The following is a 14,548-nucleotide window of genomic DNA, read 5'->3' as shown; positions in this document are numbered from 1 at the left end:
TATCACACGATGCATTCCCGTCCCTGACAGATCGGTGTCGAGATATGGTACGGACGATACCGTTCGCGACGCTACCTGGGAGGTGAGGTTACCTGAGCGTCACGCTCGAATCCCACGAAGCTGAGCCGGGCACCGACCGTTCGACCGTCTGGCACCGGAAGCTGCTGACTTGTCGAGAAGGAGAGTTCGACGTGCCGTGTGCCAGCCCCAGGCGGCGGCATGGCGCGGACCTCGAAATCGCCGAGGCCAAGCGTTTGGCGGGCGTTCTCCTGACCATCGATCAGCACACGCACCTGAGTTGTGTACCCTGGATCATCGACTAAGGGCACCATGCCGCGTACGACGAAGCTCGACGGCGCAGACGGCTGGGTCAGGTTGAATGATGTACTCTGGCCGACCCAGCCGTCGCTACTGGCTCCCGAGGCGTTGACGCTCGGGAGAACTAGGTCGGCCGGGCTTTGCACAATCTGCGGCGGTGATGCCGGAGGCTGCACCGTGATCGGAGTGGCTGCAAGTTGGGCGACGCCAGGCTCCCGTGGCTCAATGCCGATGTACTGCAGCCTGGCAGCTGTTCGACGCCCGTCTGGGTCGGGCAACTGCTGCGTAGCTGTGAAGCGTAGCTCAATCCGTCGGCGCTCTTCCCCAGGCGGCAATGGTGCCCGCAGCTCAAAGGTGCCGACGCTGAGCGATTGACGGAGGACCGCCCGTCCGTCCACCAAGACATCGAGATCAGTGGTGAAGGTTGCGTCATTGATCTGTGGTACCACACCGTGCAGGACGACGTCCGATGTCGGGTTTGACTGCGCCAGATCGACGAATGTAGAGCCCGTGGTCCAACCATCCAGGTCGATTCCAGAAGTCCAGAGAGCGATGTTCTCGACGTCGGCGGGAATGACCCTGATAGCCTCTGGAGGAGCAAGGGTTGACTCGGGCTCGAAACCAATGGTGTGCATTAGCGCTGCGACTGGACGCCCATCATTGCCACCGAGGCGCTGAAACTCAGAAAAGCGCAGCTCGATGCGGCGACGACCACTACCAGAGGGCACAGGCGCCCATATCTCGAACTGACCGGGCTTGAGTACGCGGCGGGCGACTTCCTGGCCATCCACTAACAGACGAAGCTCGGTGGAGAAGTCCGGATTGTCAATAGATGGGACTTCTCCTCTGGCAACCACGTTTACTCGCACTTCCGGCTGGGTGAGACCGACGAACGCGGCTTCAGAGATCCAGCCATCCTCGTACAGTCCGGAGTACTCGACGTCAGCGTTGGCCAGATCCTTGGCAAAGTCGGTCAGGATGCTCGGCGGAGCGAGTTCCTGATACTCCTCCTCGGACACTAGCGAGATGTCTCGTACGAATGCCGTGAGAGAGCGCCTGTCGAAACGAACATCGCGCCCATAGAGAGCCATGACACCAGCGCGATGAGACGGGAAGCGCTGACCCTCAATGCCCATATCCAGCCCGATAAAGTTGCGATCAGCGATGCTTGCCGGCATGACCGGGTCCGAGAAGACACGGGCGGATCCCCGACCGACAATGGGGAGCGGCTGCCGGTCTGAGCCAATAACCAAGGCTGGGGGCAGACGATTGTCACTGTCATTCTTGAGGGTCGCGGTTAGGTCGATCATTAAGCGTGGCCCGCTGGTCGGCTGCATGACTTGGAGTAAAACCCGTCTGCCTATGCCGGCGAAGGCCCTGCCATTTCTAAGTGGATCCGATTCTAGTTGATTAATTCCAACGAATTCGGGCCTAACGTTGAAATTATAGTAGTGACGCCCGAGAACCGAGTCTACAAAGATTAAGAAATTATGAACCGAGCTACATGGTTCCGAGAAGAAGCTCTCGTTCGGAGCACCGGGGAAAGACCTCCCGTTCAGAAAATTCACGCGTCGGGTTGTTCCGACAATGTAGTCACACGAGGAGATTGAAGGGCCGCTTTGTCCTAGTGTATTAATGGTAAATTCTTGTGGATCACCTTCAATTCTGAGAACTTCACTACTGAAGTCTGTACTATCAATAAACCACGGGAAGCTGGCAATAATCTGTTCGGATTTGAGAGTTTGCGCAAGCGAAACTGATGACTGTACGAGGTTGGAGCCAATGATTGGAGAAATAGGAACATTCATTAGTGTAAAGAAGAAGTTTCGGCTTCCAAATTGCGTACGAATACCCCTGGAATATATTGACTGAAATTTTGCCAGTACTATATTTGATGTATCAAGCAATATCTGGGGGTCATTACTTCGATCAATTCTCTGCAAGTGATCTTGGAATTCTCTATTAATACGCCCCGGTGATGCATTTACAATAGAGACGAAGCCCAAACCAGATCCTTTACTAGCCTCTACGTAAGTATACTGAGCTGGTATGCCTATAATCCCAAGTAGTAGTAGCGGAATAATCTGCAGTAAGCGGTTTCGATTCATGCTCACCCAGGTAACAACAAGTGAACCGAGTATGAATGGTTGCGCAAACATGGCAAGCTTGTACAGGCCAAAGTCGTTATATTTCCAGAATAGCTGGAAGGCCACGAGAGTCATTGCCAATGTGATAGGTCCAACAGGATGACCTCGCCAGGTGCTCAGAAGCGAACAACAGATAGCTGCGATAGTCAGCATGGCACCGGTGATGATTGTGGTCGTCAGCCACGGCTCCCCGGGTAGCTCTGAGAGCACCTGCAGACCCCACAGGTTGGCAAGTCCACTTGGGACCAAGTAGTATGGGAAAACAAGATCTGACACGCCGAGGACATTGCTGTCTCCTGTGGCGAAGCCGAACTGTTTCAAGAGATATCCAATCGAGGAAACCAGATAAGTGTTGAGAAGAACCGTGCCAAGGCCGGCGGTGGTGGCAGTCTCGACGAGGACCATTCTCGACACCGCAAGCGAGCGACTACGAACCATCATGGCGGCGATATAGAAGACGTAGGCAGCACCAAGGAACGGCGTAATCTCCGGGTACAGAACGAGGAGTCCAGCCGCAAGGATAGCGAGCAGGATCCCCTGGCGGATGGCTACTACTGCCGTTATGCGTCGTGTGAGTGGCTGCAATAGCAGGGTTGCAGTGGCGGCGAGTGTACCGATGCCCGTGACCTGGGCAATCAACTGATAGAGCACGCCGAGGCTGTTCAGCGCCGACAGGCTTAGAAGTAGGCAGGTCAGCAGCGCAGCGAGCCGAAATCGACGCGCCTGGAGCATCAGGCCACCAGCGGCGCTGATCAGCACCAGATCCAGCGCCAAGATGACCGGCATGAATGCCTCATGACCTGAGAGACCCGTCAGGCTCATGACCCACGCGAGGATCAGCTGACTACCGGGGCGGCTGCCTTCGAGGGCGAAGTACCAATACAACTGACTGTAGTCTCTACCGTCTGTGATCGTCGTGACATCGGGCGGTCTGAGCCAGCCGAAGTCCTCCAGACGTTGGGCGTCGAGAACGTAGTTCGCCATGTCGTCGTTGGCGTAGCTGACCCAGTCGAAGTCAAAGTTGAAGAGTGGACGACCCGTCAGGATAAGGGCACCGACAAAGACAACGACAAACGGCAGGTAGGCGCGTACGGGTGGCCGAAGCCGTGCGACCGAACGGAGTCGGCACGAGTGCCAACAAGCAAATGCACTGAGTAGCAGCAGCCCGATTCCGAGAACAACGCTAAAGCTCGACACCGGGAGGCTGGCACGGCTAAGCCAGAACGTCGGGAGGACAATCAGGCAGACACCAACGGACGGCGCGAGGAGCAGACTCTGTACGGTGTTTCGCTGTGTGTGGAGTGCCGTGATGGCGCCGAAGCCGGTGAGAAGCCAGAAGGCGAACAGCGCAAGTGTTAGGACAAGCGGGAGCAAGCGTTTCTCCTTGTCAGTACCACGCGCTGAAGTCCCATCTGCCTGCCGGAACTATGGCGCTGAGAACCAGCCCTAGCAGCTGGCAGCGCACGGGATTATACCAAGGTGCTCCGAGCCATGCCGTGTTGGGGACGCTTGACCAGGAGGGGGCGAGGCTGTCAAATGCGGCACCGCTGCAGGGCACTCGTGCCACGGTGCCGATCATGGGATCCGCGCAGCGTCTTGCCAGCGATCGCCACGACCTTGGGTACCTGGAGGGCCAGCCACCGCCGACACCCAACCCAGAAAGCGCCGTCGGAGTTCCTCGGGATCGAGCCGAGCAAACACCCGACCAAACGTGTCGTGCGACGGAATCCCGCCCGGCAACTCCAGAAACGTGCGCGGCCAGGCCTCCTTGGCCTGCTCGAGCGTCTCCACCTCGACCCAGCCGTCCGCCCCACGGATCACCGCGCACAGCGTGGTCGTCACGATATCGATCAGCCGGTGCACTTTCAGATGATCCCGACGCGGGTCCGTCAGCCCGCTGAAGTACTCGCTCACACTCGTCGCTGGCAGGTTTGGCATCGATACCCTCCTGCTCACGACCCTCCTGCTCACGACCCTCCGGAGCAGGCCGCAGGATCGTCCCTTCCGACCCTTACTTGACAAAAGACTATACAATCGCCCTGCCCTGGTGACGTGGTGACTGGCCTCAGCCGTCTGGCAGAATGCAGTTGAGAGGGCAGAGCAGCGAGTTCAACCTTTCGGCCGAATGGCGGTGAGCATCTCGTCTGACTTGACCCGACATAAACTTTAGGGAGGCGCCGCTCCGTGGCTCTTGACCTCTCCAAGCAGCGCATCATGGTAACTGGGGGGGCGGGGTTCCTGGGTAGGCGTGTCGTTGCCAAGCTCCGTGACCGTGGTGGGAACGATATCGTCGTACTCCGGAAGGCCCAGTATGACCTTGTGGACCGGGATGCATGCCGTCGAGCGATTGAGGACATTCGACCTGATGTAGTTCTCCACCTCGCAGCCGTCGTCGGGGGCATCGGGGCGAACCGGGAGAACCCCGGGAGCTTCCTTTTTGAGAACCTCATGATGGGCATCCAGCTCATGGAAGAGTCGCGTCTTGGCGGCGTTAGGAAGTTTGTGGGTACTGGCACAATTTGCGAGTATCCGAAGTTCACACCCGTTCCCTTCCACGAAGACGATCTCTGGAACGGCTATCCTGAAGAGACGAACGCACCCTATGGCCTCGCGAAGAAGATGCTGCTGGCACAGGCACAGGCGTATCGTCAGCAGTATGGGTTTAACGCTGTCCACCCACTGCCGGTGAACCTGTATGGGCCCCATGACAACTTTGACCCGGCCTCGTCTCACGTCATCCCTGCGCTTATAAAGAAATGCGTGGATGCTCGAGACGCAAGCTTGCCTGCCATTTCTGTCTGGGGCGACGGTAGCGCCAGCCGCGAATTCTTGTACGTGGACGACGCGGCCGAAGGGCTCACGATGGTCACCGAGATGTACGACAGCCCGGAGCCGCTCAACCTCGGATCAGGGCAAGAGATCACTATCCGTGACCTAATCCATCTGATTGCCGAGTTGACCGGCTACGATGGCCGTATCGAGTTTGATCCCTCTATGCCGAATGGCCAGCCACGCCGCTGCCTTGACATCTCCCGAGCGAAGGCCGAAATTGGATTTGAGGCTAAGACGGACTTCCGAACCGGTCTCAAGGCGACCATCGCCTGGTACGAAGAGTCTAGGCGCACGATGCTTCAGACAACCTAGGAGTGTGGGTCACGGGTCGTCCAGCATACAACCGGTTGTGGTTTTGACTAGACTCAAACCACAACCGGTTGTGGGTAAGAGCACCCGTGACCTACACTCCTAGTGGGTCACGCTGCAAATGGTTGAACGTCGACCGGGGCGGCTGGTGGGCCGCCCCATCGCCGTTGACGAGCGCGTTGGCGATGCTCGTACCGCTTGCGGTGCCGACGAAGGGGGTCGGGTTGGCGTTCCAACCCGCCACGGTATCGTTGAATCAACGGTGTCATTGAGCCAGGTGATCAACTCGTCCCCGGGGACTGGGGATGCTGGCCGACGAGGGCGCGGCGGACGATGATCCGTTGGATCGACTCGGCCAGGTTGAGCCAGGAGCCGCTGACGGGCGTGTACCGTGGCATGATGCCATGATGGAACAGCCAGCGGATGATCGACCAGCTCAGATGGCCGGTCGGGTTGTCCCAGATCAAGAGGAGTCGGAGTGGTGGCAGCGGCGCGGTCGGCTCGTGGCCGAGCCAGGTTTTCCAGCGGGCCAGGGGCGACCGGTCGCCTTCTGGGATGGTGACGGGCGCGAGCGATGCGAGCACCTCGGTCAATTCGGCATGGAGCCAGGGGTGCGCGACCGCATTCGTCGCGTGCGTGACGCCTTTCGCGCGGACCTCGCCGGTCGCGGGGCGCAACAGCGTCAGCAAGTTGGCCGTTCCGCCACGGTAGTATTCCTGGGGCTGGAGCGCTGGCTTCCCGACCGGCGCCCAACTGGCTCCTGGCTGGCCCGGTACGGCCCAGCCTCATCTTGCGTCTAGAGCGCCACTTCGGTTTGCGTGTACGCTTTCTCGATCAGCCCCTGTTTACGGTCGCGTCCGGATCGTGGACCTCGACCTCGCCGTGCTTGCGCCGCTGCTTGGCCAGCCCGGTGTGGCACCACGAGCGATCCCGCTGCCTCGGTGTAGGAGCATCTCTCGGCACGGCCAGCAGCGCCCGCGCTCGCCCGTCCCCGCTCCTGCGAGCGCATCTCCCATGATCCCTGCTCACTCGGACGTCGCCTGAGTTACCGGAAACCAGAGTTGACCCCCGACTGCGCATCTCACGACGTTCTGAGAACACCGGTGCACATGCAATTGCCCTGCGCGGATCGACCCGTGGGCATCACGAGGCGGGCTTCATCGGACAGGCGCCGTGGTGCCGCTTGACGCACCGAGCGGGGCCGGTTGCGCCTACAGTCCGGCAGCCCGGCAGGCCAGGATCACCGTCCAGGTGGCGGCCGTCGTCGCGACGAGGTGCACCTCGCCGATGGAGAGCGGCGGCGGCCCAGGCGGGATAATCTGCAGGGCCTGCATCGCGGAGGCTGCCGCGACCCCGAGCGCCAGGTAGATCGGCAGGCTGGCCGCGCGACGCCCCACAATCAAGAAGAGCAGCGCGCCATGGATCACGCCGATCAGCGGCGCGATCAGCAGCCACGGTGGCAGAAGAGCGAGCATTGGATCCAACATCACTGCGCTACGGCCGGCCCGCGCCAACCTGCCTCATGAGGGTAGGCGGGCCGCCACTGAGTGTCAAGCAACGGCGAGGGCCGGACCGACCGAAATGGGAGCATCGTAGACGTGGCAGACGGTCAACCACTCCTCAGGCGCGCGTGGACGCGTCGTCGCCGTGCGTCGCTGCCGGATCTCCAGGCGCTCGAGGTTGGGTCGCCGCTGCTGGCTCAACTGCTGCTGCATCGAGGCCTGTCCGTCCCCGCTGACGCCAGCCAGTTTCTGGAGCCGGCCCGCCCGCTGGCGCCGGCGCTCGACGGGATGGCCGGCTTACGGGCCGCCGTGCAGCGGATCGAGCGCGCCCTCGACGCGCACGACCCGATCGTCGTCTACGGCGACTACGACGTGGACGGCCTGAGCGGCGCGACCATCCTCCAGCGAACACTCGAAGCGCTGGGTGGGCGGGTGAAGGTCTACATCCCGCACCGCGAGCGCGACGGCTACGGGCTGAACGCCGACGTGCTGCGTCGGCTGGCCGAGGGCGGCGCAGCCCTGGTGGTCACGGTGGACTGCGGCGTCACCGCTGCCGCCGAGGTCGCAGCGGCCAACGCCGTCGGGCTTGACGTGGTGGTCACGGATCACCACGCGCTCTCGGCCGAGCTGCCGAGCGCCGTCGCCGTGGTGAACCCGCACCGGCCGGACTGCCCGTACCCTTTCAAGGAGCTGGCCGGCGCGGGCGTGGCGTTGATGGTGGCGCTGACCCTGGCCGAGCGTCGCCTGGACCCCGCCACACGGGCCGCCCTGGAGCCGACGCTCCTCGGGTTGGCGGCGCTCGGCACCGTCTCCGACGTCATGCCGCTGGTGGGTGAGAATCGCGGCATCGTGCGGCACGGCCTGCGCGCGCTCAACGCGAAGCCCCCGGCCGGACTTGCTGCGCTGTTCCGGCGGGCCGGCCTCACGCGCCCGTGGATCGAAGCGGAGGACATCTCGTTCAAGATCGCGCCACGCCTCAATGCCGCCGGGCGGCTTGCCGACGCGGCGCTCACCCAGCAACTGCTGGCGACCACGGACCCCGTGGATGCCGACGATCTCGCGGATCAGCTCGAAGCGATGAACGCCGAGCGGCGTGAGCTGAGCGCCGCGGCGCTGGACGATGCGCGCGCGCGGCTGCTGGCGTCCGGTGAGGCTGCCGCGCCGGGGATCGTGGTCCAGTCCGGCTATCCGTCGGGCCTGCTCGGCCTGGTGGCCGTTCGGCTCTGCGAGGAGCTGGGGAAGCCCGTCGCCGTCGTCGAGGCCGCGAGCGGACTGTGCCGGGCGTCGGTGCGCGCGCCGAAAGGGCTGAGCGCCGTGGCCGCCGTCGCGGCCGGTGCGCACCTGCTGGCTCGCTACGGCGGCCACCAGGGCGCGGCAGGATTCTCGATTGAGGCTGCCAATCTGGCGGCGTTTCGGCAGACCTTCGCCGAGGCGGTCGCCGCGATGCCCGCCGATCCAAACGCCGTCGAGGCGCTGGTGGCGGACGCCTGGCTGCGCCCGGCCTCGGTGGACGAAGACCTCCTCGACGGGCTGGGACGCCTCGGTCCGTTCGGCCACGGCGCACCCGAGCCGCTCTTCGAGTCGCTGTCGCTGGAAGTGGCCGAGGCGAAGGTGGCCAAAGAGCGGCACCTGCGTCTCAGGCTGCGGGACGAGAACAACCGGATGCTCTCGGGGATCGCCTTCGACGGGGCCGCCGACGGTCCGTCGCGGGGGCAACTGGTGGACGTGCTGTACCGGGTGCGCCCGAACGTCTGGCAGGGCCGCCGCCGGGCGGACATTCACCTCGTGGCGTGGCGGCCGGCCGGCACGTAGCGAGTCGGCGCACCGACCGCGCCGGTCAGGACAGCTCGCCGCGCGGCATCCAGGGCGGTGAGCTGGCCGCCTCCCACGGGCTGGCCGCGCCAAACTCGGCCGCCACGGTGCCGGCGAACCGCTCGATAGTCGCCTCGTGCTCGTGCAGCTCATTGTTGATAGCGTCGCCGTGCGCCGCCATGAACGCCAGGAGGTCGTCCAGCGAGCGCCAGCCGTGGATCGAGAGGAAACGGTTGCCAGCGTCGCCCAGACGATACAGCTCGACCGACACCAGCCCCGCCTGCTGTTGGAACGTCTGCCGCGAGCGACTGAGCCCGACCTGCGCGAGGGAACCGGCGCCGACCGGCGGCCCACTGATGATGGCGCAGGCGACGACGGCCACGCGTTGGGCCATGTGGGCTACATGGCGCAGCCGGAAGAGCTGCCAGATGCGTCGCGTGCCGTGGCCGATCCCATCCGACAGGCGCTCCTCGGGCGGGCCCAGATACGACTGCAACTCGGATTCGTCGCGCCACTCGCAGACGGACAGCAGGTGGCCGGGATCCTGCAGCGACTGGAAGACTCGTTCGTGGACGCGTCCAGGCTGGGCGTAGGCCGAGGTGGCGAACTCCTCACGGACGTTGTCGAGATGCGATCCGATAAGATCGACTGGCACCCGCTGCTGGACCGCCACCAGTATCGACATGCAGCCACGCTCCACGATGCCCAGACTGTGCTGCCAGCAACGAGCAAGGGCCGTGCCTCGCCACGGCAACGTGAGGACCGGGCCTCGCGCGGATCGTACCATCTCGATTTGATCGGCGCAACATTATTCTGAGTAAGATCGCGGAAGCGCGATGCTTACCACCCATGCGGGGGGCGCCCCGGATCGCGGCGTGGTTGTGGTCCCAGGGACATTGCATGATTGTCAGTGTTCCCGAAGCGTTGTCAAACGAGCGGTCGGGGCTTTCAAGCCCCGACGCGGCTGCACATCAGGACCAGCAGGCAATCGCCCTGGTTGTGGCCCAGAAGTGATGCGACCCGTTCCCGGTCCGGCCGTATACTCCGGACCGAGTTACCCTGCTGACGAGAGGTTCGGCCGTTGGATCAGCTCGCGCTGCTGGGGGCAGAGTACCTGCCGACGACGCCGGTCCGCCGCCAGTATCTCGACATCAAGGCGAAGTACCCGGACGCCATCCTCTTCTTCCGCCTCGGCGACTTCTACGAGACGTTCGACGACGATGCGAAGACGGTGGCGCGGACCCTCGACATCGTCCTGACCGGCCGCGACATCGGGCGGGGCGAGCGTGCGCCGATGGCCGGCGTTCCCTATCACGCCGCCGAGGGGTACATCGCGCGGCTGATCGAACGCGGGCACCGGGTGGCGATCTGCGACCAGATCGGCGAGGTCCCGGCGCGCGGGCTCGTGCGCCGCGAGGTCGTGCGGGTCATCTCGCCGGGCACGCTGATCGAGGACGGGCTGTTGCCGGCCCGCGCCAACAACTTCCTGGCGGCGGCGATAGTCGAGCGGGGCGCGGCCGGGCTGGCCTGGGTCGATGTCAGCACCGGCCAGTTGAGCGCCACCGAGGTCCGTGGCCCCGCCTGGGAGGGTCTGCTCGCTTCGGAGCTGGTGCGGCTCGGGCCGAGCGAGTGCCTGATCCCAGCCCAGGACGTGGATGACGCCGCCCAGAGCATGACCGCGCTGCTGCCGCCCGGTGCGCGCGCCACCCCGCGCCCGGTCTCCTCGTTCGCGCCGCACCGCGCCGTCGAGCGGCTTCGGCGACACTTCCAGACGGCCACCGTGGCGAGCCTCGGCCTGGAAGAGCGGCCCCTGGCCAGCCGGGCGACGGCCGCCGTGCTGGAGTACGTCGAGGAGAACCTGCCGGCCGCCCTGAGCCTGCTCGACCGGCTGGACCTGTACGCGGTCGAAGGCTCGATGGTGCTGGACTCTGCGACCCGCCGCAGCCTTGAGTTGACCGAGAGCCTTCGCAATGGCCAGCGCGACGGCTCCCTACTGGCGGCTATCGACCAGACGGCCACGGCGATGGGCGCGCGAGCCCTGCGGCGCTGGCTCACCCAGCCGCTCCTCGATCTCACCTCGATTCGCGAGCGGCACGACGCCGTCGGGTGGCTGGTGGACTGCCGCCTGGTGCGGGGCGGGCTGCTCGACACCTTGAGCGCGCTGCCAGATCTCGAACGGCTCGCCAGCCGGGCCGCTCAGCGGGCGCTCAATCCGCGCGAGATACTGGCGATTGCCAGGGCGGTGCGCCGGCTGCCGTCCATCGCCGAAGCTCTGCGCGGCGACGTGCCGAGCCTGCTGGCCGACCTCCACGAGATGCCCGCCGGCTTCGAGTCGCTGGCTGATCGCATTGTGACGTGCGTGGAGGATCCGCCGGCCGCGCAGTTCGGCGAGGGCGTCATCAAGGCCGGCTGCTCGGCCGAGCTGGACGAGGTCCGCCTGCTGGCTGGCGACACCAAAGCGTGGATCGCCGACCTGGAGCGCAGCGAACGCGAGCGCACGGGCCTGCGTCAGCTGAAGGTCGGGTACAACCGCGTCTTCGGCTACTACCTGGAGGTCAGCCGCGCCGCCCTGGCCCAGCCGACCGACTACTACCAGCGCGAGAAGACCGGTGCGACGACGGCGTCTGAGCACCTGGAGCGGCTGGAGTACGTCCGCAAGCAGACCATGACGGGCGTCGAGCGGTTCGTGACGCCGAAGCTCCAGGAGTACGAGCTGCGCGCTCGCAATGCCCAGGAGGAGATCGTCCGGCTGGAACGGGCCGTCTTCGCCGGGCTGCTGGACGCCGCCGCCGAGGTGGCCCGGCTGCTGCTCGACGTGGCCGCGGCGCTGGGTCGGCTCGACGCGCTGACCGGGCTGGCCGAGACCGCCGTCCGCCACGACTACGTGCGCCCCGACCTCTCCGAAGACGGCGTCCTGGAGATCGTCGGCGGGCGACATCCGGTCGTGGAGCAGGCCATCGGGCGCGAGGCGTTCATGCCGAACGACACCCGTCTCGGCGTGGCCGACGGCGTGATCGCCATCCTGACCGGCCCGAACATGGCCGGCAAGTCGACCTATCTCCGCCAAGTGGCGCTGATCGCGCTGCTGGCGCAGGCCGGCAGCTTCGTGCCGGCGGCGTCGGCGCGACTGAGCATCGTCGACCGGGTCTTTGCGCGTGTGGGAGCGCAGGACGACCTCGCCGGCCAGCGCAGCACCTTCATGGTCGAGATGATCGAGACGGCGAACATCCTCCGCAACGCCACGCCGCGCAGCCTGCTGGTGCTGGACGAGATCGGGCGGGGGACCAGCACCTTCGACGGCATCGCCGTGGCCCGCGCGATCGTCGAGCACCTGCACGAGAACCCGCGTCTGCGCTGCAAGACCCTCTTCGCCACGCACTACCACGAGCTGGCCGACCTCGCCGAGGAGCTGCCAGGGGTGACCAGCCTCCAGGTCGAGGTGCTGGAGCGGGGACAGCAGGTCGTCTTCCTGCACCGAGTCGCTCCGGGCGCGGCCGACCGCAGCTACGGCGTGCACGTCGCTCGGCTGGCAGGGGTGCCGGAGCCGGTCGCCCGTCGGGCCGCCGAGATCCTGCACGACCTGGAGCAGGCCCGTGATCGGCAGGCCGCGCGGCCCGGACGGCTCCTGTCTGGCGTGGCGGCCAGCCCGCGGAGCGCCGGCGAGGCCGAGGCGCTGCGCCGCCTCCGCACCTGCGAGCCGTTGCGAATGTCCCCGCTGGACGCCCTGGCCGAGCTGATGGCGCTGGCTGACCTCGTGAGCGGCGCGGACGCCGCAGGCGACCCGGGCGACTCGTCGGCATGATTCGCAAGCTGCCGCCCGCCATCGCGGCGCGGATCGCGGCCGGCGAGGTGGTCGAGCGGCCCGCGTCCGTCGTCAAAGAGCTGGTCGAGAACGCCATCGACGCCGGCGCGCGGCGAATCGTCGTCGAGATCGAGGGTGGCGGCCTCGACCTGATCCGGATCGCCGACGATGGCGGCGGCATCGACGTGGCCGACTTGCCGCTCGCCTTCGAGCGGCACGCCACCAGCAAGCTGACGACGGACGCCGACCTTGAGCGTATCGCCACGTTGGGATTTCGGGGCGAGGCGCTGCCGAGCGTGGCGGCAGTGGCAGACCTGGACTGCCTGACGCGCACGCTCGATGAGCCGCACGGGTGGCTGCTCCAGATTCGTGGCGGCACGCGCGCCGAGCCGACGCCGGCCACCCGCCAGCCCGGCACCACGATGTCGGTCCGCAACCTGTTCGGCGATCTGCCGGCCCGCCGGAAGTTCCTGCGCGGCAGGACCGGCGAGAACGGCCAGATCGTCGGGCACATGACGAACGTGGCCCTGAGCCGACCGGGCATCGCTTTCATCGTCAAGCTCGACGGGCGGCAGGTGCTTGAGACGCTCGGCGACGGCGACCTTGAGGCGGCGGTGGTCGCCGTCCACGGCAAGCGCGTGGCTGGGCAACTGGTCAGCATCGTGCCCGACGTCGAGGACGGGCGCGGTCTGGTCGAGGTGCGCGGCTGCCTGGGCTGGGGCACGGCCACGCTGCCGACCCGGGCCGGCCTGACGCTGCTGGTCAACGGCCGATGGGTCCAGAGTCGCGCGCTCGGCTACGCCGTAGACGAAGCGTACCGCACCCTGGTGCAGGTTGGGCGATTTCCCATCGCCGTGCTCGACATCTGGGTGCCGCCCGGCGATGTGGACGTCAACGTCCATCCACGCAAGAGCGAGGTCCGCCTCATCCATGAGCGGGCCGTGTTCGGCGCGGTCCAGCGGGCGATCCGTCGCACGCTGTCTGGCCAGATCGGCCCACGCCCCACCAGCCTTCTGGCGGCGGACGACGAGGGCGCGAGCGGCGATGATGGCGAGGCCTGGACCTCAGGGCTGCGGGTGCTTGGTCAGGCCGGCGCGACGTACATCATCGCCGAGGGGCGGGCCGGCGTCTACCTGGTCGATCAGCACGCCGCCCACGAGCGGGTGCTGCTGGAGCAGATCGAACGCGGCGGCCACGATGGCGAGAGCCGCCAGTTGCTGCTGGAGCCGTTGACGCTCTCGCTGCCGTCGCGCGTGGCGGCCGTTGCGCGGGATCACCTGGATGAGATCGATGCGCTCGGCTACACCGCCGAGCCGTTCGGAGACGACACGCTGCTGGTGCGGGCCGTGCCGGCCGAGCTTGCCCGCGCGCTGGCGGAGGGTCTGGCTTCTGGCGATCCGTTCGGCATGCTGCGCTCGGCGCTGGAGAGCATCGCGGACGAAGCGCCGCCGACTGACTGGCGACATCGCCTCGCGACGCTCTACGCCTGCCATGGGGCGGTGCGGGCTGGCGACTCGCTCTCGACAGAAGAGATGCTCGGCCTGCTGGAGCAGCTTGGCGAAGCCGAGCTGTGCCACGTCTGCTCGCATGGCCGCCCGACGGCGATCTTGCTCTCGCACCACCAGCTTGCCCGCGAGTTCGGCCGGCCCACCTGAGCAGTGAGCATCACGACGGGGTCGAGCAGCGCCGTCGGGGCTTGAATGCCCCGACGGCGCGTCTCACGACGGTATCGGAACACCAACGCACATGCAGTCGCCCTGCTGCTACCGTGTCATCCCGAGCGACGTGAGCCTGCGAACGACGTCGAGGGATCTTCCTCACGTAGC

Annotated in this window: 8 protein-coding genes and 1 pseudogene; 4 read left to right on the top strand and 5 right to left on the bottom strand. The window is 65.5% G+C overall.

Annotation, left to right across the window (positions count from 1 at the left end; genetic code table 11):
* Nucleotides 1-71: 71 nt before the first annotated feature.
* Complete coding sequence (locus IT306_26405) at nucleotides 72-3,839, bottom strand: hypothetical protein (GenBank protein MCC7371975.1); 3,768 nt, start codon at nucleotides 3,837-3,839, stop codon at nucleotides 72-74.
* 201 nt (nucleotides 3,840-4,040) lie between these two features.
* Nucleotides 4,041-4,379 carry a transposase family protein gene (locus IT306_26400; GenBank protein ID MCC7371974.1) on the bottom strand — a complete coding sequence of 113 codons (339 nt, stop codon included), beginning with the start codon at nucleotides 4,377-4,379 and terminating at the stop codon, nucleotides 4,041-4,043.
* A 300-nt stretch (nucleotides 4,380-4,679) separates the two neighbouring features.
* Here IT306_26400 and IT306_26395 point away from each other — a divergent pair, with 300 nt between their 5' ends.
* Nucleotides 4,680-5,609: a GDP-L-fucose synthase gene (locus tag IT306_26395; GenBank protein ID MCC7371973.1), complete on the top strand. Its 930-nt coding sequence runs from the start codon at nucleotides 4,680-4,682 to the stop codon at nucleotides 5,607-5,609.
* Nucleotides 5,610-5,716: 107 nt separating this feature from the next.
* Here the strand turns inward: IT306_26395 and IT306_26390 are convergent.
* Together IT306_26390 and IT306_26385 are read right to left on the bottom strand one after the other, a co-directional pair.
* Nucleotides 5,717-6,310, bottom strand: a pseudogene (locus tag IT306_26390) (hypothetical protein).
* A 507-nt stretch (nucleotides 6,311-6,817) separates the two neighbouring features.
* Entirely contained in the window at nucleotides 6,818-7,081 is a 264-nt protein-coding gene (locus IT306_26385) for a hypothetical protein (GenBank protein ID MCC7371972.1), read from the bottom strand.
* Between the two features lie 123 nt (nucleotides 7,082-7,204).
* On the opposite strand from IT306_26385, the gene recJ reads away from it, so the two are divergent.
* Complete coding sequence (gene recJ, locus IT306_26380; protein MCC7371971.1) at nucleotides 7,205-8,920, top strand: single-stranded-DNA-specific exonuclease RecJ; 1,716 nt, start codon at nucleotides 7,205-7,207, stop codon at nucleotides 8,918-8,920.
* Nucleotides 8,921-8,945: 25 nt separating this feature from the next.
* Here the strand turns inward: recJ and IT306_26375 are convergent, their stop codons facing one another.
* Entirely contained in the window at nucleotides 8,946-9,605 is a 660-nt protein-coding gene (locus tag IT306_26375) for a hypothetical protein (protein MCC7371970.1), read from the bottom strand.
* 396 nt (nucleotides 9,606-10,001) lie between these two features.
* On the opposite strand from IT306_26375, the gene mutS reads away from it, so the two are divergent.
* Entirely contained in the window at nucleotides 10,002-12,722 is a 2,721-nt protein-coding gene (gene mutS, locus IT306_26370; GenBank protein ID MCC7371969.1) for a DNA mismatch repair protein MutS, read from the top strand.
* Nucleotides 12,719-14,377 (top strand): DNA mismatch repair endonuclease MutL, encoded by a 1,659-nt coding sequence (gene mutL, locus IT306_26365; protein ID MCC7371968.1) that lies wholly within the window; start codon nucleotides 12,719-12,721, stop codon nucleotides 14,375-14,377. Before mutS ends, mutL begins: the two co-directional genes overlap by 4 nt.
* Nucleotides 14,378-14,548 lie beyond the last annotated feature (171 nt).

Source organism: Chloroflexota bacterium (genome assembly GCA_020850535.1).
Lineage (GTDB): Bacteria > Chloroflexota > UBA6077 > UBA6077 > JACCZL01 > JADZEM01.
Note: the sequence above shows the minus strand (reverse complement) of the source record. Positions and strands in the feature narration are given on the sequence as shown.

Coding starts and splice junctions, on each gene's coding strand:
- IT306_26395 (MCC7371973.1), top strand. CDS start 4,680: ATGGTAACTGGGGGGGCGGGGTTCCTGGGTAGGCGTGTCGTTGCCAAG.
- IT306_26385 (MCC7371972.1), bottom strand. CDS start 7,081: ATGCTCGCTCTTCTGCCACCGTGGCTGCTGATCGCGCCGCTGATCGGC.
- IT306_26375 (MCC7371970.1), bottom strand. CDS start 9,605: ATGTCGATACTGGTGGCGGTCCAGCAGCGGGTGCCAGTCGATCTTATC.
- mutL (MCC7371968.1), top strand. CDS start 12,719: ATGATTCGCAAGCTGCCGCCCGCCATCGCGGCGCGGATCGCGGCCGGC.